This is a genomic window from Pectobacterium atrosepticum (assembly GCF_000740965.1).
Lineage (GTDB): Bacteria > Pseudomonadota > Gammaproteobacteria > Enterobacterales > Enterobacteriaceae > Pectobacterium > Pectobacterium atrosepticum.
On record NZ_CP009125.1, the window covers coordinates 4616381 to 4641986 of the forward strand.

General features: G+C 53.1%; 20 protein-coding genes. 8 read left to right on the forward strand and 12 right to left on the reverse strand.

Annotated elements, in window-relative coordinates; genetic code table 11:
- Positions 1–3: 3 nt before the first annotated feature.
- A complete protein-coding gene (gene ppx, locus GZ59_RS20540) occupies positions 4–1500 on the forward strand; it encodes an exopolyphosphatase (RefSeq protein ID WP_011095685.1) in 1497 nt (498 codons plus the stop codon).
- A gap of 17 nt (positions 1501–1517) precedes the next feature.
- Here the strand turns inward: ppx and rep are convergent, their stop codons facing one another.
- Positions 1518–3539 (reverse strand): DNA helicase Rep, encoded by a 2022-nt coding sequence (gene rep, locus GZ59_RS20545; RefSeq protein ID WP_011095686.1) that lies wholly within the window; start codon positions 3537–3539, stop codon positions 1518–1520.
- Positions 3540–3698: 159 nt separating this feature from the next.
- Here rep and ppiC point away from each other — a divergent pair, with 159 nt between their 5' ends.
- Positions 3699–3980 carry a peptidylprolyl isomerase PpiC gene (gene ppiC / locus GZ59_RS20550; protein ID WP_011095687.1) on the forward strand — a complete coding sequence of 94 codons (282 nt, stop codon included), beginning with the start codon at positions 3699–3701 and terminating at the stop codon, positions 3978–3980.
- A gap of 79 nt (positions 3981–4059) precedes the next feature.
- Here the strand turns inward: ppiC and putA are convergent, their stop codons facing one another.
- A complete protein-coding gene (putA, locus tag GZ59_RS20555; RefSeq protein ID WP_011095688.1) occupies positions 4060–8028 on the reverse strand; it encodes a trifunctional transcriptional regulator/proline dehydrogenase/L-glutamate gamma-semialdehyde dehydrogenase in 3969 nt (1322 codons plus the stop codon).
- 195 nt (positions 8029–8223) lie between these two features.
- Here putA and putP point away from each other — a divergent pair, with 195 nt between their 5' ends.
- Positions 8224–9708, forward strand: a complete 1485-nt coding sequence (putP, locus tag GZ59_RS20560) for a sodium/proline symporter PutP (protein WP_011095689.1) — start codon at positions 8224–8226, stop codon at positions 9706–9708.
- Between the two features lie 42 nt (positions 9709–9750).
- Here putP and GZ59_RS20565 read toward each other — a convergent pair whose 3' ends face one another.
- Complete coding sequence (locus tag GZ59_RS20565) at positions 9751–10638, reverse strand: LysR family transcriptional regulator (RefSeq protein ID WP_011095690.1); 888 nt, start codon at positions 10636–10638, stop codon at positions 9751–9753.
- Positions 10639–10739: 101 nt separating this feature from the next.
- On the opposite strand from GZ59_RS20565, the gene GZ59_RS20570 reads away from it, so the two are divergent.
- Positions 10740–11366, forward strand: coding sequence for an NADPH-dependent F420 reductase (locus tag GZ59_RS20570; protein ID WP_011095691.1), 627 nt, complete (start codon positions 10740–10742; stop codon positions 11364–11366).
- A 120-nt stretch (positions 11367–11486) separates the two neighbouring features.
- Here GZ59_RS20570 and ilvC read toward each other — a convergent pair whose 3' ends face one another.
- Entirely contained in the window at positions 11487–12965 is a 1479-nt protein-coding gene (gene ilvC / locus GZ59_RS20575) for a ketol-acid reductoisomerase (RefSeq protein ID WP_011095692.1), read from the reverse strand.
- 167 nt (positions 12966–13132) lie between these two features.
- On the opposite strand from ilvC, the gene ilvY reads away from it, so the two are divergent.
- Both ilvY and GZ59_RS20585 read left to right on the forward strand, forming a co-directional pair.
- Positions 13133–14023 (forward strand): HTH-type transcriptional activator IlvY, encoded by an 891-nt coding sequence (gene ilvY, locus GZ59_RS20580; protein WP_011095693.1) that lies wholly within the window; start codon positions 13133–13135, stop codon positions 14021–14023.
- Positions 14020–14820 (forward strand): lysozyme inhibitor LprI family protein, encoded by an 801-nt coding sequence (locus tag GZ59_RS20585; protein WP_011095694.1) that lies wholly within the window; start codon positions 14020–14022, stop codon positions 14818–14820. The genes ilvY and GZ59_RS20585 overlap by 4 nt, the downstream gene beginning before the upstream one ends.
- 18 nt (positions 14821–14838) lie before the next feature.
- On the opposite strand, the gene GZ59_RS20590 is transcribed toward GZ59_RS20585, so the two are convergent.
- The 7 genes from GZ59_RS20590 to ilvL all read right to left on the reverse strand — a co-directional run bounded on the left by GZ59_RS20590 (position 14839) and on the right by ilvL (position 22324).
- Complete coding sequence (locus GZ59_RS20590) at positions 14839–15582, reverse strand: DUF2461 domain-containing protein (protein ID WP_011095695.1); 744 nt, start codon at positions 15580–15582, stop codon at positions 14839–14841.
- Between the two features lie 93 nt (positions 15583–15675).
- The gene (ilvA, locus tag GZ59_RS20595; RefSeq protein WP_039295308.1) at positions 15676–17220 is read right to left on the reverse strand and encodes a threonine ammonia-lyase, biosynthetic; all 1545 of its coding nucleotides are present in this window, start codon (positions 17218–17220) and stop codon (positions 15676–15678) included.
- 5 nt (positions 17221–17225) lie between these two features.
- Positions 17226–19076, reverse strand: a complete 1851-nt coding sequence (gene ilvD / locus GZ59_RS20600) for a dihydroxy-acid dehydratase (RefSeq protein WP_011095697.1) — start codon at positions 19074–19076, stop codon at positions 17226–17228.
- 73 nt (positions 19077–19149) lie between these two features.
- Positions 19150–20076: a branched-chain amino acid transaminase gene (locus GZ59_RS20605; protein ID WP_011095698.1), complete on the reverse strand. Its 927-nt coding sequence runs from the start codon at positions 20074–20076 to the stop codon at positions 19150–19152.
- Between the two features lie 24 nt (positions 20077–20100).
- Positions 20101–20361 carry an acetolactate synthase 2 small subunit gene (gene ilvM, locus GZ59_RS20610; protein WP_011095699.1) on the reverse strand — a complete coding sequence of 87 codons (261 nt, stop codon included), beginning with the start codon at positions 20359–20361 and terminating at the stop codon, positions 20101–20103.
- Between the two features lie 77 nt (positions 20362–20438).
- Positions 20439–22085 (reverse strand): acetolactate synthase 2 catalytic subunit, encoded by a 1647-nt coding sequence (gene ilvG / locus GZ59_RS20615; protein ID WP_011095700.1) that lies wholly within the window; start codon positions 22083–22085, stop codon positions 20439–20441.
- Positions 22086–22225: 140 nt separating this feature from the next.
- On the reverse strand, positions 22226–22324 hold the full coding sequence (gene ilvL, locus GZ59_RS23160) for an ilv operon leader peptide (RefSeq protein WP_071531109.1): 99 nt from the start codon (positions 22322–22324) through the stop codon (positions 22226–22228).
- 395 nt (positions 22325–22719) lie between these two features.
- Here ilvL and GZ59_RS20620 point away from each other — a divergent pair, with 395 nt between their 5' ends.
- The gene (locus GZ59_RS20620) at positions 22720–24246 is read left to right on the forward strand and encodes a YifB family Mg chelatase-like AAA ATPase (RefSeq protein WP_011095701.1); all 1527 of its coding nucleotides are present in this window, start codon (positions 22720–22722) and stop codon (positions 24244–24246) included.
- A gap of 57 nt (positions 24247–24303) precedes the next feature.
- On the opposite strand, the gene GZ59_RS20625 is transcribed toward GZ59_RS20620, so the two are convergent.
- Complete coding sequence (locus GZ59_RS20625) at positions 24304–24642, reverse strand: MaoP family protein (protein ID WP_011095702.1); 339 nt, start codon at positions 24640–24642, stop codon at positions 24304–24306.
- Positions 24643–24762: 120 nt separating this feature from the next.
- On the opposite strand from GZ59_RS20625, the gene hdfR reads away from it, so the two are divergent.
- Positions 24763–25590, forward strand: coding sequence for an HTH-type transcriptional regulator HdfR (gene hdfR, locus GZ59_RS20630; RefSeq protein ID WP_011095703.1), 828 nt, complete (start codon positions 24763–24765; stop codon positions 25588–25590).
- Positions 25591–25606 lie beyond the last annotated feature (16 nt).

The following is a 25606-nucleotide window of genomic DNA, read 5'->3' on the forward strand; positions in this document are numbered from 1 at the left end:
TCGATGCTGAGCTCTTCTTCACTTTACGCTGCCATCGATCTCGGCTCGAACAGCTTCCATATGCTGGTCACCCGGGAAACCGCAGGTAGCATTCAGACGCTGGCGAAAATAAAGCGTAAAGTCCGCCTTGCAGCAGGGCTGGATAAGCAGAATCGGCTCTCGCAGGAAGCGATGCAGCGTGGTTGGCAGTGTCTACAACTGTTCTCCGAACGGTTACAGGACATTCCGCAGGATCAGGTACGCGTCGTCGCGACCGCAACCCTACGGCTGGCAACGAACGCTGACGAATTTCTGCAACGGGCTCAGGAAATTCTGGGCTTGCCGATTCAGGTTATCAGCGGTGAAGAAGAAGCACGCTTGATTTATCAAGGCGTGGCACATACCACGGGCGGCCCAGATGCACGCTTAGTCGTGGATATCGGTGGTGGTAGTACCGAACTGGCAACGGGGATCGGCGCAAAAACGACCCAGTTGATCAGCCTCCCAATGGGATGTGTAACGTGGCTGGATCGCTATTTCAGCGACCGCAATCTGGAAGCGGGTAACTTTGAACGCGCTGAAAACGCAGCGCGTGAAATGCTGCGTCCCGTCGCCGCCTCCCTACGAGAACAGGGGTGGCAAATCTGCGTCGGAGCTTCCGGCACAGTACAAGCACTACAGGAAATTATGGTTGCGCAGGGCATGGATGAATACATTACCCTGCCGAAGCTTAGACAGCTTAAAGAGCATGCTATTCAGTGTGATAAGCTGGAAGAGTTGGAAATTGATGGTCTGACGCTGGAACGCGCGCTGGTCTTCCCCAGCGGGCTCGCCATTCTGTTGGCGATATTCCAAGAGCTCGACATTAAGACGATGACGCTGGCCGGAGGCGCGCTGCGTGAAGGACTGGTTTATGGCATGCTGCATCTGCCTGTCGATCAGGATATCCGCCACCGCACGCTGGCGACTCTGCAACGCCGTTATCTGCTGGATACCGAACAGGCTAAACGCGTCAGTACGTTGGCAGACAACTTCCTGCAACAGGTTGCCCGTGACTGGCAGTTAGATAGCCGATGTCGCGAGTTACTGCGAAGTGCCTGTATGGTGCACGAAATCGGTTTGAGCATTGATTTTCGTCAGTCACCCCAGCATGCAGCCTATTTGATTCGCCATAGCGATCTCCCCGGCTTTACGCCAGCCCAGAAAAAACTGTTAGCCACACTCCTGCAAAACCAGATTAACCCCATCGATTTAATGCCGCTCAGTCAGCAGAATGCGCTACCGGTGAATCAGGCACAGCACCTGTGCCGCCTGTTACGTCTGGCGATTATTTTTGCCAGCCGCCGCCGTGATGACACGCTGCCAGCAGTACGGTTACGTGTGGAAGGCGAAGCATTGCGTTTGATTCTGCCTGCTGGCTGGTTGGCTCAACACCCGTTACGAGCAGAAATGCTGGAACAGGAAAGCCGCTGGCAGAGCTACGTACACTGGCCGCTGATGCTGGAAGAGGCCCCAGCTTAACGGGACAAAAGGGATGGTTATTCCCCTTTTGCTTTCGCTAACATAGCCCGGATACTGGCGACGTTCGTCTGACCCTTCTGCATCCGCTCTTGCGCGCTAACGACTTTTCTTTCCGTTTCCCACACGACATCATCCTGCGGCAGTTCAAGCAGGAAGCGGCTCGGTTCAGGGCGTATCAATTCGCCATACTGCCGGCGTTCTTTGCACAACGTGAAGAACAGCTCACGCTGAGCACGCGTAATCCCCACGTATGCCAGACGCCGCTCTTCGTCGACGTTATCTTCATCAATACTGCTTTGGTGCGGCAACAGGCCTTCTTCCATCCCAACCAAAAAGACATATGGAAACTCCAGGCCTTTGGATGCATGCAGCGTCATCAGCTGTACCTGATCTTGATCCTCTTCACTCTCTCCACGTTCCATCATGTCCCGCAGCGTGAAGCGCGTCACCACCTGCGTCAGCGTCATAGGTTCATCCAGATCGGAGCCTTCCAGCATTTCCGTCATCCAGCTGAATAGCTGATTCACGTTCTTCATCCGCATTTCTGCAGCTTTTGGGCTGGGCGAGGTTTCATAAAGCCAGCTTTCGTAGTCCAACCCATGTATCAGGTCACGCACGGCGGCAACAGGCTCCCGCTCCGCCAGACGAGCAATTTCCTCCATCCACTGTGTAAACCGTTGTAGGGATTCCAATCCACGGCCGGTCAGCGACTGGCTCAACCCGAGATCAAAACTCGCGCTGAAAAGGCCTTTATTGCGTTGTCCTGCCCATTCGCCCAGCTTCTTCATCGTCGCTGGGCCAATCTCACGTTTGGGTGTGTTCACAATGCGTAAAAACGCGCTGTCATCATCCGGGTTGGTCAGTACGCGCAGGTAAGCCAGTAAATCTTTGATTTCAGGTCGGGAGAAAAAGGACGTGCCGCCGGAGATACGATACGGAATACGGTTCTGCATCAGCATCTTTTCAAACAGGCGTGACTGATGGTTGCCACGATACAAAATGGCATAGTCGCCGTACTGGGTTTTTTTAATAAAGTGATGGGCAATCAGCTCGCCCACAACCCGCTCCGCTTCGTGATCTTCGTTATTGGCGGTAATCACTTTAAGTTCATCACCGTAACCCAGCTCCGAGAACAACCGTTTTTCAAAGACGTGCGGATTATTGGCGATGAGAATATTGGCTGCTTTCAGAATACGCCCGGATGAGCGGTAGTTTTGTTCTAGTTTGATCACATCAAGCGCGGGGAAATCCTGCTGTAGCAACACCAGATTCTGTGGTCGAGCACCGCGCCAGGAATAAATCGACTGATCGTCATCCCCCACGACGGTAAAACGTGCACGGGGGCCGACCAGCAGCTTAACCAGCTCATACTGACTGGTGTTTGTGTCCTGATATTCATCCACCAGTAGGTAGCGCAAGCGGTTCTGCCAGCGTTCACGCACCTCGGTATTCCGCTTCAGCAACAGCGTAGGGAGCAGAATCAGATCGTCGAAATCCAGCACGTTACAAGCACGCAGATGTTCGTGATAAAGCGAGTAGCAATGTACAAACAGCTTGTCACGTTCGGATCGAGCGGTCGCCGCGGCTCCGGCCGGATCGATCAGATCGTTTTTCCAGTTTGAGATCGTCGAGATCAGCTGTTGCAGCAGAACCTTATCGTTTTCCAGCCACTGCTCAGTCAATTCTTTCAGCAGCGCCATCTGATCCTGATCGTCGAACAGGGAGAAATTAGATTTCATACCCAACGCGACATATTCACGTTTGATAATCTCCAAGCCCAGCGTGTGGAAAGTCGCAATCATCAGCCCACGTGTTTCTTTACGCCCCAGCGTTTGCGCCACACGTTCCTTCATCTCACGCGCCGCTTTGTTAGTAAACGTCACAGCAGCTATGTGCCGCGCCTGATAGCCACACTGACGGATAAGATGCGCAATTTTATTGGTGATAACGCGGGTCTTGCCTGAGCCTGCGCCCGCCAGAACCAGACAAGGTCCAGTGACGAATTCGACGGCATGTTGTTGGCTGGGGTTTAAGCGCATAACGATCTTGCTCACTCATAAAACGGAAGGCGATTGTAGCAGAAAGCGGTACCGATCTTGACCGAGGATTTGTTATTAAGGAAAGCACGTCACTGTCCACATCTTGCGTTGCAAATGTTACATTGCGCGCAGGAATCTCTTTTGCAAAAAGGTAACAACATGGCAAATACCGCAGCAGCCCTGCACATCCTGGTGGACACTGAACAGCTGGCTAACGACATTCTTGCTCAACTGGAAAAAGGTGCCGATTTCCAAAAATTGGCGCAGAAACACTCAACCTGCCCGTCAAAACGTAACGGCGGCGATTTAGGTGAGTTTCGTAAAGGCGACATGGTACCCGCTTTCGATAAGGCAGTGTTTTCCTGTGAATTGCTGAAACCGTTTGGCCCAGTGAAAACCCAGTTTGGTTACCATGTAATCAAAGTGCTATACCGCAACTAAGTCATCACCCGACAGATCTACACATAAAAAGCGCGCCCACCTTTCGGTTTGGCGCGTTTTTTATATTGAACACCCTACTCTAGCCTATCGTCATCAGGCTGGCATTACCGCCCGCGGCAGCAGTATTAATGCTCAGAGAGCGTTCAATCAACAGACGTTCCAGTTGAACATGGGTATCACCATTCGAATAGCCCAGCAGCAGAATAATCGGGCCATCGCGTTCTGCGAGCGCCTCGCTGATCTGACGTAACCGATCGGCATTCCCATGGAAGATAACGCCCTGAAAAGACACCTCGTGCCGTTGCCAGCCATGTGTGAACTGAATACGCGACTGCAACTCTTCCGGCAAGCGAGCATAGAGCGTTTTCTCCTGTTCACCTTCCGGCCACAGCAGTTTCCCACCCGTTGCCAGCACCGCAGCCGCCTGAATCAAGCGATCCTCATCATTGTCCGCCAGGCACAATATCCGCTCGCGCGGCAGCAGCGTGTAGGTATTACTCTCTCCTGTCGGACCGAGCAACCGTCGCGTTGTTCCGCTGACGCTATATTCTTTATAACGCTGACACAGGGTCGCCAGATCCTGATGCTCTCCGCTAATCGCCCAGTCTTCCAACGCCTGTAGTCCCGCCAACAGCAATGCTCGGGCAGAGGTATCTGGTGCCTGCTCACGGTTCTGCTTGGCGAATTCTGCCGCAAGCGCGTCGTCCGGTCGGTGTGCCAGCAGTCGATACAGGTAAAGCGGCCCTCCTGCTTTTGGCCCAGTTCCTGATAAGCCTTCCCCGCCAAAAGGCTGGACGCCGACAACGGCTCCCACCATATTGCGGTTCACGTACTGGTTACCCACTTTTGCCCTGTTCGTCACTCGTTGGATGGTTTCATCAATGCGTGTATGCACGCCTAGCGTCAGGCCGTAGCCCGCTGCGTTAATCTGTTCAATTAGCGTATCCAACTGCTGGCTTTGATAACGAACGATGTGTAAAACTGGACCAAAAACTTCTTTTTCCAGCTCACTAATGTCATTCAATTCAATCAGCGTCGGCTTCACAAACGTCCCCCGCAGCCACGCTGCGTCATCCTGCGGATACACCGCCTGATACACCGTATGACCTTTCGCCCGCATCGTTTGAATATGCCGCTCCACGTTTTCTTTCGCCTCGGCATCAATCAGCGGGCCGATATCGGTTGATAACCGCTCAGGATTCCCCATTCGGCACTCCGCCATCGCGCCACGCAGCATAGTCAGCGTGCGATCCGCGATATCCTCTTGCAGGCACAAAAGACGCAGTGCCGAACAACGCTGTCCGGCGCTGTCGAACGCTGAAGCAATCACATCATTCACCACCTGTTCCGTCAGCGCGGACGAATCGACAATCATGGCATTCAGGCCCCCCGTTTCGGCAATCAGCGGCGTCAAACGTCCCTGTGGATCTAACCGACCCGCAATGCTGCGTTGCAGAATTTTGGCCACGGCTGTCGAACCGGTAAACACCACGCCGCGTACCCGTTCGTCGTTCACCAACGCAGCACCGATCGTTTCCCCCTGTCCCGGCAGCAGTTGCAATACACCCGTGGGAACACCCGCTTCATGCAAAATACGCACGGCCTGTGTCGCAATCAACGGCGTTTGTTCAGCCGGTTTCGCCAATACGCTGTTTCCTGCCGCCAATGCGGCAGAAATTTGTCCGGTGAAGATCGCCAGCGGGAAATTCCACGGACTAATACAGACGACTGGCCCCAGCGGACGATAAGTATCATTGGCGAAGGTATCCCGAACCTGACCCGCGTAATAGCGTAAGAAATCTACCGCTTCACGCACTTCCGCAATCGCGTTACTGAAGGATTTACCCGCTTCCCGCACTAGCAACCCCAGCAGGCTTTGCAACTGCCCTTCCATCAGCGATGCGGCTCGATTCAATATTGCCGCACGCTCTGTGGCCGGTGTCGCAAACCAAATGGTACCGGCACGTACCGCCGCCGCTAGCGCCAATTCAACATCGGCGGTGGAGGCATCACGTACATAGCCCACCACATCATGAACATCGGCAGGATTCACCACAGGTTTTTGTTCGCTCGCCTCACTCTCACCCTCAATCATCGGCTCGGCATACCACGACTGCACCGCATGACTCAGCAACGCGCTGGAGAGCGAAGCCAATCGATGTTCATTCGAGAGATCCAGCCCGCTCGAATTTTTCCGCTCCTGGCCATATAGCTGACGCGGCAGAGGAATGCGAGGATGCGGTGCGCCCATGCTCCATTCCACTTTTGCCAACGCCTCTACGCCGCTAATCGGATCGGCAATGAGTGTTTCCAGCGCCATTGACGTATCCGCAATGCGATTAACAAATGAGGTATTCGCGCCGTTTTCCAACAGGCGTCGCACCAGGTAAGCCAGCAACGTTTCATGGGTTCCGACCGGGGCGTAGATGCGACATGGACGGTTTAACTTGCCATCCGCAACAGCGCCAACGACCTGATCATAGAGCGGTTCCCCCATGCCGTGCAGGCACTGGAATTCATACTGACCAGGATAATAATTGTTGCCCGCCATGTGGTAAATCGCGCTTAACGTCTGTGCATTATGCGTGGCGAACTGCGGGTAAATCAGATTGGGCACAGCCAATAGCTTGCGGGCGCAGGCCAGATAAGACACATCGGTATAAACCTTGCGCGTGTAGACCGGGTAGCCTTCCAGCCCGTCAACCTGCGCCCGTTTGATTTCACTGTCCCAGTACGCCCCTTTCACCAGACGAATCATCAGCCGCCGATGGCTACGCTGTGCCAGCTCAATCAGCTCATCGATAACATACGGGCAGCGTTTCTGATAAGCCTGAATCACAAATCCAATGCCATTCCACCCCACCAACTGAGGCTCCATACAGAGTTTTTCCAGTAGATCGAGTGAGATCTCCAGTCGATCTGCTTCCTCTGCATCAATATTGATCCCGATATCGTACTGCCGCGCCAGCAGCGTCAGTGATAACAACCGTGGGTACAACTCATCGATTACACGATCATACTGCGCACGGCTATAGCGCGTGTGCAGTGCCGACAACTTGATGGAGATACCTGGCCCTTCGTAAATTCCACGCCCGTTCGAGGCTTTGCCAATAGCATGAATCGCCTGCTGATAGGCCGTCAGATAGGCGGCAGCATCGTGCGCCGTCAGCGCCGCTTCGCCTAACATATCGTAAGAGTAGCGGAAGCCTTTATTTTCCCGTTCACGGGCGTTAGCCAACGCCTCACCGATAGTTTCCCCGGTGACAAACTGCTCCCCCATCAGCCGCATGGCCATATCGACACCCTTGCGGACGAGCGGCTCACCACGTTTACCGATGATGCGGTTCAGTGAATTAGATAGATTCGCTTCATTGTGTGTTGCCACCAGCTTTCCGGTGAACAGTAGCCCCCAGGTTGCAGCATTCACAAAAAGCGATGGGCTGTGGCCAAGATGCGCCTGCCAGTTCCCTCGGCTGATTTTGTCGCGGATCAGCGCATCGCGCGTGGATTTATCAGGAATACGCAGCAACGCTTCGGCCAAACACATCAGCGCCACGCCTTCCTGAGAAGAAAGTGAAAATTCCTGCAGCAGCCCTTGCACAATGCCAGCACGACCATTTCCGAGCTTCTGACTGCGTAATTTCTCTGCCAGTCGATAAGCCAGTTTCTGGGTTAACTGCGACATTTCGTCGGTAAGTCTTGCCTGTTCAAGCAATATCGGCACCAGTTCACTTTCAGGACGGCGATAAGCAGAAGTCATCGCGGCGCGGGTAACTGACTGGGGAAGAACCTGTTCGGCGAAATCAAGAAAGGGTTGGTGGGTTTCTTCTTCCCGAGATTGCGGCATAATCTCTTCCGCTTCAATGCGGCTGATGTTCGCCGATTGCGGTGTTTCAGGAGTGTCGAGGCCACTTTCGAGGCGTTCGAGGTAATGGAAAATAGCCTGTTTGATCAACCAGTGCGGTGTGCGATCAATACGCTGTGCAGCGACCTTGATACGCTCGCGCGTTTCCTCATCGAGTTTTACACCCATCGTGGTAGAGCCCATAGAGTCCACTCCTGTAATGAGAAGATGCACATCGGGATACCGTCAATATCAATCATGTTGCAACTTTGTGCAACCTTGTTAACAAATGGAATGGTTGCTGCCCATAATCATTTTCAGACCTCGTTCCGGCCTGAATGATTACTATAAAACACAGCGTCGCCGCGACGGCGGCACGAAAAAAATGTGGAGAGTTAAATGACAATAAGCACACCCATGTTGGTGACGTTTCTGGTGTACATTTTCGGGATGGTCCTCATCGGCCTGTTTGCCTACCGCGCTACCAATAACTTTGGCGATTACATTCTGGGCGGACGTCGGATGGGTAGCGTGGTGACGGCCCTGTCGGCTGGTGCTTCTGATATGAGCGGCTGGCTGCTGATGGGGTTACCGGGTGCCATTTTCATTTCCGGTATTTCTGAAAGCTGGATCGCGATTGGTCTGACGCTAGGCGCCTACCTGAACTGGAAATGGGTCGCTGGACGCCTGCGCGTACACACCGAAATAAACCACAACGCGCTCACCCTGCCTGACTATTTCACCCACCGTTTTGAAGATAACAGCAAATTGCTGCGTGTGATCTCCGCGTTAGTCATTCTGGTTTTCTTCACCATCTATTGCGCATCCGGCGTCGTCGCGGGGGCTCGTCTGTTTGAAAGCACCTTTGGGATGAGCTACGGCACCGCACTATGGGCAGGGGCCGCAGCGACCATCGCCTATACCTTTATCGGCGGCTTTCTGGCGGTAAGCTGGACGGACACGGTTCAGGCCAGCCTGATGATTTTCGCCCTGATCCTGACACCGGTTATGGTCGTCCTATCTCTTGGAGGAATCGATAGCTCGTTGATGGTAATTGAAGCGAAAAATCCGGCCAATCTGGATATGTTCAAAGGGCTGAATTTTGTCGCCATTATCTCGCTGATGGGCTGGGGCTTGGGCTATTTCGGCCAGCCGCATATTCTGGCGCGTTTTATGGCTGCTGACTCACACCACACCATTCACAGCGCGCGCCGCATCAGTATGACCTGGATGATTCTTTGTCTGGCCGGTGCGGTGACGGTGGGCTTCTTTGGCATCGCCTACTTCAACAATAACCCGGATCAGGCGGGTAACGTGGCGCAAAATAGCGAGCGCGTCTTTATCGAGCTATCTATGCTGCTGTTCAATCCGTGGATTGCCGGCATTCTGCTGTCTGCGATTTTAGCTGCTGTCATGAGTACGCTGAGCTGCCAATTGCTGGTGTGCTCCAGTGCCATCACCGAAGATTTGTACAAGCCATTCCTGCGCAAAAATGCCAGTCAGAAAGAATTGGTGTGGGTGGGCCGCACGATGGTGCTATTAGTCGCTATCATTGCTATTGCGCTGTCGCTGAACCCTGAAAACCGTGTACTGGGTCTGGTGAGCTATGCTTGGGCAGGTTTCGGTGCCGCCTTCGGACCGGTGATTTTGATTTCTCTGCTATGGCCGCGTATGACGCGCAACGGCGCACTGCTGGGTATGATCGTAGGTGCGGCAACCGTGCTGATCTGGAAACAGTACGCCTGGCTGGGACTGTATGAAATCATCCCTGGGTTCATCTTCAACAGCTTGACCATTTTCATCGTCAGTCTGCTGGGTAAAGCGCCATCAAAAACGATTACCGACCGCTTCAATCAGGCGGAAGCGGAATACCAGTCCGTTTAGTCATAACACTCGTGGCACAATCGCTGTGCCACGGGCTCATTTTTATCCGAAATTGGCTCTGACAGCGTCGACAAAGGTTTTAATTTTAACCGCCGATCGCCGTCCCATCGGCACCATAACATGCACCGGACGGGCAGGCCCATTATAGTCAGACAGCACCTGTACCAGACGCCCGCGGTCAATCTCCTTACGTAATACAGCCTCTGGCCCAAGCGTGATACCATAGCCCGCTATCGCAGCATGTAGCAGCGCATTCCAGTCATTAGCAAAAAGCCTACCTTCTGGCCTAACTTCTTCAGGCTTCCCATCCTTCTGAAATACCCACCGACAAGACGTGGCGACGGCGCGTGCACCATAAATAAGGCACGCGTGGCGTGAGAGACTCGATGGGGTATCCGGCGATCCTTCACGCGCCAGATAGTCAGGCGACGCGCAAGCGATCAACGAGTAAGGCTGAAGCGGCCAGGCTACCATTGAACTATCCGCCAATTCACCGATGCGAATGATGACTTCAAACCCCTCTTCAATGGGATCGACAATGCGATCATTCAGCGTCAGCGCAATTTGCGTGTCAGGATAACGCGCGAGATAGCGCGTGATAAACGGCGCGAGCAGATGTGAACCCCAGGTAACCGGTGCATTCACCTGAATAACGCCAGAAGGGGTCACCTGCATTTCACGGGCAATCGCATCGGCATCTTCCGCTTCAGCCAAGACAACCTTACAGCGCTCATAATAGCGCAGACCAATATCCGTCAGGCTCTGCCTACGCGTAGTGCGGTTCAGTAACCGGACCCCAAGCCTCGCTTCGAGCCATGCCACTTGCTTCGCCACCATCTGTGGTGAGATGCCCAGTACCTCTGCGGCAGCGACAAAAGACCCCAACTCCGACGCTTTGACAAAGATTTTCATACTGGTCAGTCGATCCATGATTCGCTCATATTTGTTGTTTGTTTTCTCTTAAAAGCACAATTTATCTTCAAATTGTAGGTAATTAAAATTCTCTTCTCAAAAGCATTAAGGAGAAAAAGATGAAAATTGGCATCATTGGCGCAGGCTTTGTCGCCCGGGCGATCGCTAAACTAGCGCTTCAGAACGGTCATCAGGTCATGCTCAGCAACTCACGGGATCCCCAGTCGCTTTTCAGCCTCCGTCCCATGATCGGCTGCGATATCGGCACCGCCACTCAGGCAGCGCTATTTGGCGACATTATCGTGATCGCTGTTCCCTTTACCGCCATCGATAAGCTCCCTGAACAGGCTTTACAGGGCAAATCCGTCATCGATGCCGTCAACTACTATACCGAGCGAGATGGCAAGGTAGCTGCACTGGATACGCGCAGCACTACCACCAGCGAACTACTGGCTGGTTATTTACCGGGCGCAAAGATTACCAAAGCGTTCAATGCTATCACCATGACGCAGCTTGAAAGGGATGGTTTGCCTGCGGGTTCTGCCCATCGCCGGGCGCTACCGCTTGCGGGTGATCATGAGCAGGAAAAAACCATTGTGGCCGAACTCTATGATGCCTTCGGGTTTGATGTCGTTGATGCGGGAAAACTGTCTGAAGGATGGCGTTTTGAAAGGAACATGCCGTCTTACTGTGTACGTATGACAAAAGCTGAATTAACCACTGCGCTGGCACTTTCCTCACGTTAAAGCCCCGCCGATACGTGACGTAGATAACGCAAGCTGAGAGATAATCGCAGATAAAAAAAATGCTGCTCCCAAAAGAGCAGCATAGCAATCATCGCGTTCCGCTAAACGTAAAAGCGAACATTAACCCGCGACAGCGATACGCTTCATGTCTTTCATGTAACCGCGCAGCGTGTGGCCTACGGTTTCGATCGGGTGGTTACGGATAGCTTCGTTAACATCACGCAGTTGCGCGTTGTCTACTTCGGTGCCAGCAACCGCTTTACCCAGATCGCCCGGCTGCAGAGATGCCATGAACGCACCTTTCAGCAACGGAACCGCTGCGTTAGCAAACAGGTAGTTACCGTATTCTGCGGTATCAGAGATAACCACGTTCATTTCATACAGACGCTTACGCGCGATGGTGTTGGCGATCAGCGGCAGCTCATGCAGTGATTCATAGTAAGCTGACTCTTCGATGATACCGGAGCTCACCATGGTTTCAAACGCCAGCTCAACGCCCGCTTTTACCATCGCAACCATCAGCACGCCGTTATCAAAGTATTCCTGCTCAGCGATTTTACCGTCGAACTGCGGGGCGTTTTCGAACGCGGTTTTACCGGTCTCTTCACGCCAGGTCAGCAGTTTCACGTCATCGTTCGCCCAGTCAGCCATCATGCCGCCGGAGAATTCACCGGAGATGATGTCATCCATGTGTTTCTGGAACAGCGGAGCCATAATGCCTTTCAGTTGCTCAGACAGTGCATAAGCGCGCAGTTTCGCCGGGTTAGACAGGCGATCCATCATCAGCGTAATACCGCCTTGCTTCAGCGCTTCGGTGATGGTTTCCCAGCCGAACTGAATCAGTTTTTCTGCGTAAGCAGGATCGGTACCTTCAGAAACCAGTTTGTCGAAGCCCAGCAGAGAACCGGCCTGCAACATACCACACAGGATAGTTTGCTCACCCATCAGGTCAGATTTCACTTCTGCAACGAAAGAGGATTGCAGAACGCCAGCACGGTGGCCGCCAGTGGCCGCAGCCCAGGCTTTGGCGATTGCCATGCCTTCGCCTTTTGGATCGTTTTCAGGGTGAACCGCGATCAGCGTCGGTACGCCGAAACCACGTTTGTATTCTTCACGCACTTCCGTACCTGGACACTTCGGTGCCACCATCACGACAGTGATGTCTTTACGGATTTGCTCACCGACTTCAACGATGTTGAAGCCGTGAGAGTAGCCCAGCGCTGCGCCCTGTTTCATCAGCGGCTGTACCGCCTGAACCACTGCGGAGTGCTGTTTGTCCGGCGTCAGGTTAACGATCAAATCAGCCTGCGGGATCAGATCTTCGTAAGTGCCAACGGTGAAGCCGTTTTCGGTCGCTTTGCGCCATGATGCACGTTTTTCTGCAATGGCTTCAGCACGCAGAGCATAAGCGATATCCAAACCAGAATCGCGCATGTTCAGACCCTGATTCAGACCCTGAGCACCACAACCGACGATCACCACTTTTTTCCCTTTCAGGTAGCTCGCCTCATCGGCAAATTCATCACGCCCCATAAAGCGGCACTTGCCCAATTGATCCAGCTGCTGACGCAGGTTTAATGTGTTGAAATAGTTAGCCATGTCGTGCTCCGTATACGGTTTTGTTTGTCTGTTATTCAGAAAAGGATTCCCGCCAGATGGGAATTCACTATGACCCCATCATATGACAGGAATTGCGTTGCTTAAATTGATATATTAACAACGTGACATTGCACTATCTGCAAGATAAAAAACGGGGCCTGCATCGCATGGATTTACGTGATCTCAAATTATTCCTGCACCTCGCGGAAAGCAGACACTTTGGCCGTACCGCCAAGGCGATGCACATCAGCCCATCCACGCTGTCGCGGCAAATTCAGCGGCTCGAAGAGGATTTAGGACAGATGCTGTTTCTGCGCGATAACCGTACCGTACAGCTCACCGATGCCGGAGAGCATCTGAAGCTGTTCGCGCAGCAAACGCTGCTGCAATACCAACAGCTACGCCACACGATAGACCAACACGGGCCGTCATTAAGCGGTGAACTGCGGATCTTCTGCTCCGTCACCGCCGCCTACAGCCATCTGCCGCCGATTCTGGATCGCTTTCGGGCGCTGCATCCTTTGGTTGAAATTAAACTGACAACCGGCGATGCCGCCGATGCCGTTGAGAAAATTCAGTCGAATGATGGGGATTTGGGGATTGCAGGACGCCCGGAAGCGCTGCCTGCGAGCGTTGATTTCATGCCGCTCGATAAACTGCCTCTGGCATTGATCATCCCAGCACTTCCCTGCCCGGTTCAGTCGCTGGTGCGACAACCCGAACCGGACTGGGCGCAGATTCCGTTCATCCTGCCGGAACACGGCCCGGTGCGTAAGCGCATCGATCAGTGGTTCCGCCGCAATCACATCATCAATCCACAGATTTACGCCACCATCTCCGGACATGAAGCGATGGTATCAATGGTCGCGCTGGGCTGTGGTATCGCGTTGATTCCCAACGTGGTACTAGAGAACAGCCCGGAGCCGGTACGCAACCGTGTCTCTGTCTTTGTCGAACAGGTGATGGAACCGCTGGAGCTGGGCGTCTGCGTACAGAAAAAACGGCTTAGCGAACCGCTGATTGCCGCCTTTTGGGACATATTACAGGACACGCCATGAAGATAGCCTTCACTGCCATCGCTGCCGCAGGGGTAACGCTCGCCTCCCTCTGCCACCCTGCGCAAGCCGCCAGCTTCCCCTGCGAAAAAGCCGCCTCTGTGCAGGAAAAGCTGATTTGCGCCAGCCCGTTGCTCGGGCAGCTAGATAAAGAACTGGCGCAGGCATGGAAGACATCCCGCACGTTCCTGACGGCGTACGACAACAGCGCGCCGTGGGAGAAAACGCTCAACCAGTTTCAGCGCAGCTGGCTTACCACACGCGACCAGTGCAAAGACGAGGACTGCCTGCGACAGCGTTATCAGCAGCAGTTAAACCGACTGCGTTACCTAAATGACATCGCGCAGCACGCATTCCCTTCGCCGATTACCCCGGTGAAAAGCACGTCTTGTTTCCACGGTTCGTTCAGCTATGAGTATGTGATGTCGGGGCTTTCCGCCGAGGAGTACCGCGATTTGGGGGATTATTTTCGAGAGATGTACGATCAGAAAGCGCCCTACCATGCCGTCAGCCTGACCATGACCAACCAACGTGGCAAGATTGAGGGCGGCGCGTCCATTGCATTCCGCTACGGTAACAAACTGGATGATTCTGACTTCACGGCCCGTCAGATGAGCGATATGCAAGCCATTGGCAAAGGTGAAAGCAGCTTCGGTCAGCAGGTGAAAATACTGCTCACCTGCATTGACGATGATCATCTGCAAATCGCCACCTTCGGCAGCAATCAGGAGGAAGGCTACCTGTTTAACTATCTGTTGGAGCGCGATCAAATCCCATTGAAGCAGGAACAAACACCGTAGCGTTAGCGATCTCTGGCTCTAGCGTTCAAACCACTTATCCGCCGAAAATACCCGCGTATCGGACTCTGCTTCCTGCGCGGCTTTCTTCATGGTTTCGATGTTCATCAGGTAATGATAGAGCGGTTCAAGCTGGGTAAATCCCTGAGACAGAACCGCCACCAAATCACCGGAAAACAGCGCTTCCATATCCTGTCGGGTGCATATCGCGGCAAACGATTTGCGGTTATACCAGTTAGCTAATTCCGGCTCTTGGTCTTTAATCAGCGGGCGTTTGTAGCTGTCGCCTTCCAGCGTGAAGGTATTCCCCAGACAGCTTACCACTTCAAGAAACTGCGGCGAATTACCGCGCAGCGTCTGACGAAACAGATCCATCGTATTACGCGTCGCACTGTAATAGCCCAGCCCGTAGCGCCAGGTATCCGGCGTGATTTCAAAGAAATACACCGGCGCGTCCGTCCAGTCTTTACGAGTGCGCTTGAAGGTCAGCCACATATGGCTGCGATAGCGTGATTTATCGTGAGAAAAGCGCGTATCGCGGTGAATACGGGAGAGGGTCTTGCCGATGGCGGGGCGTGTTTCAAAATGGTCGTCAATTTGCAACATGGTCAGACTGAGTTCATCCACCAGCGTGCGGAATGGCGCAACCAGTTGCTCATCATAAACCGCACGATGCTCGTCAAACCACGCTTTATCGTTGTACTGACGCACCTGCTGAAGAAACGTTAAACCCGCTTGAGAAAAACCCGTGAACTGCGTTGCCATAAAGAAATGCCATCCCTGTTGCTATCAGATGACATAAAGATAACGCCGCCGACGGTGAAACACCATCGGCGGCGTTAGGGGGACACCCAGCAATTAACCCGCTAGAAAGAAGCGGAATGCCGGGTTATTGGTTTCGTCATGGCATTCATAGCCCAGCGCCAGCAAGTGCTGCTCAAACTCCCGATCGCCCGCCTCCAGCTCGAACCCAGCCAGAACGCGGCCAAAATCCGTGCCGTGGCTGCGGTAATGGAATAGAGAAATATTCCAGTGCGCCCCCAGCGTATGCAGGAATTTCAGTAATGCACCCGGCGACTCTGGGAATTCAAAGCTGTACAGACGTTCCTGCAACGGTTTGGAAGGACGTCCGCCGACCATATAGCGAACGTGTAGCTTCGCCATTTCATCATCGGACAAATCCACTACTTCATAACCGTCTGCGGAAAGCTCAGCGATGATCTCCTGCCGTTCCGCATAGCCGCGCGTCAAGCGCACACCGACAAAAATGCAGGCGTCTTTGGCATCCGCGTAGCGATAGTTGAACTCCGTGACAGAACGACCACCCAACAGTTGGCAAAACTTCAGGAAGCTTCCCTGTTGCTCAGGGATCGTCACAGCCAGCAAGGCTTCGCGCTGTTCGCCCAGCTCGCAGCGTTCGGAAACGTAACGTAATCCGTGGAAGTTAACGTTCGCACCGGACAGAACATGCGCCAAGCGCTCACCCTGAATCTGATGCTGTTGGATGTACTTTTTCATCCCCGCCAACGCCAGCGCACCAGACGGTTCAGCAATCGCGCGGACATCTTCGAACAGATCTTTCACTGCCGCACAGATGGCATCGCTGTCGACGGTAATCACGTCATCCAGATATTCCCGACATAGGCGAAACGTTTCATCGCCGATGCGCTTCACCGCCACGCCTTCGGCAAACAGCCCGACACGCGGCAGATCGACTGGTTGCCCAGCATCCAGCGCCGCGCGCAGACAGGCGGAATCTTCCGCTTCCACGCCGATCACCTGAATCTGCGGCATCAGCTGTTTAATCAGTACGGCAACGCCTGCCGCCAAGCCACCACCACCAACTGGCACAAACACGCGATCCAGATGCGCATCCTGCTGTAACAACTCCATCGCCAGCGTGCCCTGCCCGGCAATCACCGCAGGGTGATCGAACGGCGGCAGAAAAGTCATATGTTGTTGCTCTGACAGCTCAATCGCCTTGGCTTTGGCTTCATCAAAGTTAGCGCCGTGTAGCAGCACTTCTCCGCCAAAACCACGCACCGCATCCACCTTGATGTCGGCTGTCGCCACCGGCATCACAATCAGCGATTTAATCCCCAGCTTGCTGGAGGAGAGTGCAACACCTTGCGCATGGTTACCGGCTGACGCCGTCACCACGCCGTGCGATTTCTGTTCATCGCTCAGACCCGCCATCATTGCGTACGCGCCACGCAGCTTAAAGCTGTGCACCGCGTGTCGGTCTTCACGTTTTACTAGAATGACATTACCCAGCCGCGAAGAGAGCTTATCCATCTTCTCCAGCGGCGTGACCTGCGTGATTTCATACACTGGCGAGCGCAAGATCGCGCGCAGGTACTCCGCGCCTCCCGGCGCGGCAGGAAGAGGTTGTGACACAGCCATCAGCATTAGCCTCCCAGCTTGCTTTTATCCCGCACAGCGCCTTTATCCGCACTGGTTGCCAGGATAGCGTACGCACGCAGCGCAAAAGATACCTGACGTTCACGATTATGTGGCGTCCAGGCGGCATCGCCTCGTGCCAATTCTGTTTCGCGACGGCTTGCCAATTCATTTTCCGCCACGTCCAATACAATACTGCGGCTCGGGATATCAATGGCAATCATGTCGCCGTCCTGCACCAAACCAATGATGCCACCGCTTGCTGCTTCTGGAGACGCGTGGCCGATGGACAGGCCCGAAGTCCCACCGGAGAAGCGGCCATCAGTGATCAGTGCACAGCTTTTACCCAAGCCCATCGATTTCAGGTAGGTGGTCGGATACAGCATTTCCTGCATGCCCGGGCCACCTTTCGGCCCTTCGTAGCGGATAACGACCACATCGCCCGCCACCACTTTACCGCCCAGAATCGCTTCTACCGCGTCATCCTGGCTTTCGTAGACTTTTGCCGGGCCGCGGAAAATCAGGCTCTCTTTATCAACACCAGCAGTTTTCACGATGCAACCATCTACCGCGATGTTGCCGTACAACACCGCCAACCCGCCATCCTGACTGTAAGCATACTCACGTGAGCGTATGCAGCCTTCCTGACGATCGGTATCCAGTGAATCCCAGCGGCAATCCTGAGAAAACGCTTTGGTCGTGCGAATACCTGCCGGGCCAGCAGAATACATACGCTTCACGCTTTCATCCTTCGTCAGCATGACGTCGTAGGCTTCCAGCGTTTCCGGCAGCGTTTTACCCAGCACGTTGTTGACTTCACGGTTCAACAGACCGGCTCTGTCCAACTCGCCTAGAATACCGATAACCCCACCGGCACGGTGCACGTCTTCCATATGGTATTTCTGACCGCTTGGCGCGACTTTACACAGGTGTGGCACCTTACGTGAGAGGCGGTCGATATCCGACATGGTGAAATCAATTTCACCTTCCTGTGCCGCAGCCAGCAGGTGCAATACAGTATTGGTGGAACCGCCCATCGCGATATCCAGAATCATGGCGTTTTCAAATGCGGCTTTATTGGCGATATTGCGCGGCAATACACTTGCGTCATCCTGCTCGTAATAACGTTTTGCCAGACCCACGATACGCGTACCTGCATTCAGGAACAGGTCTCTACGATCGGCATGCGTCGCGAGCAATGAGCCATTCGCTGGCTGAGAAAGCCCCAGCGCTTCAGTCAGGCAGTTCATGGAGTTTGCTGTGAACATCCCCGAGCAGGACCCGCAGGTCGGACAGGCGGAACGCTCAATTTGCTCACTATCGGCATCGCTGACGTTAGGGTTCGCCCCCTGGATCATGGCATCGATGAGATCGAGCTTGATAATTTGGTTAGAAAGCTTGGTTTTCCCTGCTTCCATCGGACCGCCGGACACGAAAATCACCGGAATATTCAGGCGCAGTGACGCCATCAACATCCCCGGGGTGATTTTGTCGCAGTTGGAAATACACACCATCGCATCCGCACAGTGGGCATTGACCATGTATTCCACGGAGTCGGCAATCAGTTCACGGGAAGGCAGAGAATAGAGCATACCGCCGTGGCCCATAGCGATACCGTCATCGACCGCAATGGTGTTAAATTCTTTCGCGACGCCGCCGGAGGCTTCGATCTGTTCGGCAACCAATTTACCCAGATCGCGCAAGTGCACATGGCCGGGCACGAATTGGGTGAAGGAGTTGACCACTGCGATAATCGGTTTACCAAAATCGTCGTCGGTCATCCCGGTGGCGCGCCACAAGGCTCGTGCACCAGCCATATTACGGCCGTGTGTGGTTGTGGCTGAACGGTACTTAGGCATGCTCTATTACTCCAAAAATTACGAATTGGGCGATGACGGAACGCGTCACCGCCTGACTGTCTGTCTTAACTAATTACTGATTTACCGGATCCAACCAGCCCCATTTATCTTCGGTTTCACCCGTAAAGAGGCCAAAGAACGCCTGCTGCAAGGCTTGGGTGACCGGACCGCGTTTGCCAATGCCGACCTGAATGCCGTCTACGCTACGCACTGGGGTAATTTCTGCTGCGGTACCGGACATGAAAACTTCATCCGCCAGATACAGTGACTCGCGGGACAGCACCTGCTCGCGCACTTCATACCCTGCATCCTTCGCCAGCTTGATGATAGCGTCACGCGTAATGCCCGGCAGCGCCGAAGAGGTAAACGGCGGCGTGAAGATAATCCCGTCCTTCACTTCGAACAAATTCTCGCCCGCCCCTTCAGAAACATAGCCGTGGACATCCAACGCGATCCCTTCCTGATAGCCGTGGCGGCGTGCTTCGCTACCCACCAGCAGGGAGGACAGATAGTTGCCACCCGCTTTAGCGGCGGTTGGAATAGTATTCGCTGCGACACGATTCCAGGATGACACCATCGCATCAATGCCTGCTTCCAGCGCCTCCTCACCCAAATATGCGCCCCACGGGAAAGCCGCAATAATAACGTCGGTTTGATAACCGTCTGGCGGGTTAACGCCCATACCCACATCACCAATGAACACCAATGGACGAATATAGGCACTAGTCAGGTTATTTTTGCGCAGCGTTTCACGGCAGGCTTCCATCAGCTCATCCACACTTTGCGCGACCGGCATACGGTAAATTTTTGCCGAATCACGCAGGCGCTGCATATGCTCACGGTGACGGAAAACCACCGGACCCTTATGTGAATTGTAGCAACGAACGCCTTCAAAGACGGAGGTGCCATAGTGCAGGGCATGTGACATGACGTGTACTTTGGCTTCAGCCCAAGGAACCATCTCGCCATTGAACCAAATATAATCCGCTTTTTTTGTCATTCTTTTTTCCCTTACTCTTCTGCGTTAGGCGCTGATCTGCTGTGATGTCGTCATCGGTTGAACGTCAACGCAGGCGATATCCAACAGCTTGCTCAATTGGGTTGACAATAAATCCACCGAACGATGGCTGGCAACGGTCAGTTCAATATTAATGTGATCGGTATTGGTCGTTTGCACCATATTCATAGCGCACACTTTGAAGCCGCGATGACGGGTAACACGCAATACACGCTCCAGGACCTCGGGACGAAAGCGTGCCTGAATCGAAAGTTGATGGTGTGTCATTCTGTTATCTCCAGCACTTATTCTGTGTAAATCAGCCATTAGTGGGTTTCGTCGAGCTTATTTGGTTTTATCGAGCCTTACTTGGTTTTATCAAGCATCGTTTCATTGCCCGCGCCCGGCGGAACCAGCGGCCAGACATTTTCATATTCGTCGATCGAGACGTGCAGTAAATAGGGTCCTTCGCTGTTAAACAGGGCATCCAGCGCGACATCAATTTGGTCTTTACGGGTGATGCGCTGGCCGGGGATATCAAACGCACTTGCCAGCGTCAGGAAGTCAGGGTTATCGGAGAGGTCGGTTTCACTGTAGCGCTCATCAAAGAATAACTGCTGCCACTGGCGTACCATGCCTAACCGTTGGTTATCCAGCAACACGATCTTCAACGGCAGCCGTTTTCGCTTGATGGTGCCCAATTCCTGAACGTTCATCATGAAAGAGCCGTCACCTGAAATACAGATAACCATGTCGTCTGGACGTGCTACCTGAGCACCTACCGCAGCCGGTACGCCAAAGCCCATCGTACCGAGACCACTGGAGGTGATGAAATTCTCAGGGCGGCTGAACGTCATATGCTGTGCAGCCCACATTTGGTGCTGGCCCACATCGGTCGTGACTACGGTATCCGCATCCATTCTTTCGGAGATCGTTTTCAACAGAGCAGGCGCATAAATCGCCTGGCCAGGGTGGTCATAACGCCACGGATATTCCGCCTTCATCATGGTGGACTGCTGACGCCACGCGCTGACGTTCAGTGGCTGTTGCAGCGCAGGTAATACCGCCTTCAGATCGCCTTGCAGTGCGACATTAGCATGGCGCAATTTACTCAGCTCTGCTGGGTCGATGTCCATGTGAATAACACTGGCATGAGGCGCGAAGGCATTCAGTTTGCCGGTCACGCGGTCATCAAAACGGGCCCCGACTGCGATTAACAGATCGCACTCCTGCACAATCAGGTTCGCCGCCTTCGTGCCGTGCATACCAATCATTCCGAGGTAATAGGGATGATTGGCATCCACGGCACCCAGCCCTTTCAGCGTAGAAACCGAAGGGATATCCGTCACATTCAGAAATTCACGCAGCGCCGGAACTGCATTCGCCATACCGACACCACCGCCAACGTACAGCACCGGTTTTTGTGCTTTCGCCAACAGAGCGTACGCCAGCGTAATATCTTGCTCAGGGAAATCGACATCGTTAGCAACGGGTGCAAAGTTCGGGATGAAATCGCCGACAGCCAGCTGAATATCTTTTGGGATATCAACCAGAACAGGGCCAGGGCGACCGCTGTTGGCAATCGCGAACGCTTCTGCCATCACTTCCGGCAATGATTCGAGAGACTCAACCAGAAAACTATGTTTCGTGCAGGCCAGTGACAATCCTAATACGTCGATCTCCTGAAAAGCGTCGGTGCCAATCAGCGCTGACCCCACCTGTCCGGTGATCGCCACCACAGGCACCGAATCCAGCAGTGCATCGGCCAAACCGGTGATCAGGTTGGTCGCACCGGGGCCAGATGTCGCGATACAAACGCCCACCTTACCCGTCGCGCGAGCATAACCAATCGCTGCCATTGCTGCGCCTTGCTCATGGCGACACAGCAGGTGTTTTACGCCACCGTCATAAAGTGCATCATAGACTGGCATTATCGCGCCGCCCGGATAACCAAAAACGGTTTCCACTCCCTGTGCTCGCAACGCTTGCACCACCCACTGTGCTCCATTCATAGTTATTTCCCCGACATCTTATGGGAATAACAGAATTTTATGCTGATGTTCATTTTCTGTTCCTTTCCGTTATAGATTACGCCCAACAAAAAACCCCCGACCTTTCGGTGCGGGGGTTTTCTTGAATCAGGCCTTGATTTCTAAGCCATTCTTCGTCCAAGTGCAGCCCCGCACGGTGGGATAATAATCACCACCACGCTAATCACGACTAGGCTAATCACTAGGGATAGGGCTTTCATAATAGGTTGTTCATTAATCTTCTGTCGAACGAATACCTACAGAGTTATCACAGTCAGTCATGGCATGACAACAATTTTTTTTCATTGCCACCTCTAAGGATTACCTATGATACGGGGAAAAATACAACGTAATCATAAGGTAGAAGTACGCTAAATTATTTTCTCTCGTTGACGTAAAAATGAGCGCTTCGCGGGAAACAACGAGCATTACCGATCGTCGGGCTATCTTAAAAGGGCCGCGTCCCCTGAATAATTGCGACCCATTACGCACAACTTTTATCCATTATTGAAACAGAGAATTATATTCTGACGTCGCCGCGCAGACTGGAGACAACGTCCTCTACTTATTCTCCCTTGCCAGACATGATGCAAATCATCAGCAAAGGGGAAATAGCATGTCATTGGCAGTTACCTACACTCGGGCAATGATTGGTGTACAAGCTCCGGATGTTTACATCGAAGTTCACATCAGCAGCGGGTTACCTGCATTAACGCTGGTGGGGTTACCAGAAACCACCGTCAAAGAAGCGCGCGATCGCGTGCGCAGCGCACTCATCAATTGCGGGTTTACGTTTCCAGCAAAGCGCATCACAGTCAACCTCGCACCGGCAGACTTGCCCAAAGAAGGGGGACGCTACGACTTGCCCATTGCTCTGGCGATTCTGGCAGCATCAGAACAAATCGATGGTGAAAAGCTAAACCGCTATGAGTTTCTCGGCGAACTCGGCCTCTCAGGCACGTTACGTGGCGTAAATGGCGCGATTCCAGCCGCATTAGAAGCCATAAAAGCAGGCCGTCAGCTTATCCTGCCAGATGACAACAAACGGGAGATGACGCTGATACCGCAGGGAGAAGCGCTAATGGCTGGGCATCTGTTGCAGGTGTGTGCTTTTCTCAGCGGAGAAGAGGAACTACTCAGTTGCTCCGATATGACGCCCGTTCCGCAGCCTGCGGAAGATACGCTCGACCTGAAGGATATTATCGGTCAGGAGCAAGCTAAACGCGCGCTAGAAATCGCGGCAGCAGGCGGCCACAATCTGCTGTTGCTAGGGCCACCTGGAACAGGGAAAACAATGCTGGCAAGTCGGCTAGGCAATCTGATGCCGCCATTGAGCGATGAAGAAGCGTTAGAAAGCGCCGCGATCAATAGCCTAATCAACATTGATGCCACAATGACGCGCTGGAGAGCAAGACCCTTCAGAGCGCCTCACCATAGCTCTTCCATGGCTGCACTCGTGGGTGGAGGGTCGCTGCCCAAACCCGGCGAAATTTCGCTCGCACACAACGGTGTACTGTTTCTAGATGAATTACCAGAGTTTGAGCGACGCGTTCTGGACTCACTACGAGAGCCTCTGGAATCTGGTGAAATTATCATTTCCCGCACTCGCGCCAAAGTGTGCTATCCGGCACGCGTACAACTCGTCGCCGCGATGAACCCCAGTCCGTCGGGCCATTATCAGGGCATTCATAACCGGTTACCTGCACAACAAATATTGCGCTATCTCAGCAAACTTTCTGGCCCCTTTTTGGATCGCTTTGACCTTTCTATCGAAGTCCCTTTGCTACCACCAGGGGTTTTATCTCAACAACATTATCAAGGCGAAAGCAGCGCGACGATTCGTGAGCGCGTGCTGATCGCAAGGCAGATACAGTTGAAGCGGGCAAATAAAATCAATGCGCTGCTAACTTCACGCGAAATAGAAAGACACTGCAAATTGGAGATGGCCGATGCGGCCTATCTGGAAGACGTGATGAATAAACTTGGCTTATCCGTACGCGCCTGGCATAGGATATTGAAAGTCGCTCGCACGATCGCTGACCTCGGCGATCGGGACAACATTGAGAAAAAGCATCTTGCCGAAGCACTGAGCTACCGTTGTATGGATCGATTGCTTATCCAGCTCCACAAAAGCCTTGAATAGCGGGAGCACGATACGTTTTCGCTACAAAAGAAAATGGGGCTAACGCCCCATTCTTAATTAATCATCGCTTTCAGTGTATTCTTCTACTGCATCCATCTGCGGCTTACCACCAGACAACGTATGGAAGCGTTTAGGACGACGGACACGTTCCAGATATTTGGACCAGATTTTTTCTAGTTCCGTTTCCGCTTTACGTTCGCCGCGACACATTGCAACAAACGATGTTTCTTCCCCAGTTACTGGTTCACGTTTACCCAAATCCAACTCGTTAAACGCGTAACCGTGGCGTTCCAACAGTTGTGCTTCTTTAATAGTAAAGTCGCCATGTCGGGAAAAACCACGCGGGTAGAACTTGTTATCAAAAAAACGATTAGTGGTAGAGAAGCTTTCTGCCATCTTACACGCTCCTAATTCTTCTATGGTCGTGTTGTTTATGGCGCGGAGTATTAGATAGGCTTGACATTGTGTAAAACAAAACATTTAAATCATTACGACAAAAATTTTTTGGAGATGAACGTGGATACCGAATTACTAAAAACCTTTCTGGAAGTCAGCAGGACAAGACACTTTGGCCGTGCCGCCGAATCCCTGTATCTGACGCAGTCAGCGGTGAGTTTTCGGATTCGCCAGTTAGAGACGCAGCTTGGTGCCAACCTGTTCACACGCCATCGGAACAATATACGCCTGACCCCCGCAGGCGAACGGCTTCTGCCCTATGCAGAAAGCCTTATCGGTACCTGGCAGATTGCTAAAAAAGAGGTCGCTCGCTCACAGCAACACAGCCTCCTTTCAGTGGGGGCAACCGCTTCATTATGGGAAGCGTACCTGACGCCTTGGCTACAATCGCTCTACCAGCAGCGCCCGTTGCTCCAGTTAGAAGCACGCATTGCCTTACGTCACTCTTTGGTAAAACAGCTCCATGAGCGCCAATTGGACCTGTTGATTACGACCGAACAACCCAAAATGGAAGAATTGGCGAGCCAGTTACTGGGTAATTTTTCCCTTTCGCTGTTTGCAGCGGAAGCACATCCACCTGGACAGGAACTACCCTATATAAAATTGGAATGGGGCGCAGATTTTCATCAGCAAGAAACACGCCTGTTGGCCAGCGATCAGCTTCCTATTTTGACAACAACATCGGCCCATTTGACACGCCAACTGCTTGAAACAACTGGCGGTTGCGCATTTTTACCCAGTCATTGGTTACAAACGTACTCCAATCTGCGGATAGTCGGCGACAGCCAGCCCGTCGTACGCCCGTTTTACGCCGTTTGGTTACAAAACAGCGATCAGCAGACGATGATTCGTCAATTGCTGAAAACGCCTATTGTGATTAATCCATGACCGATTATGCTCACAC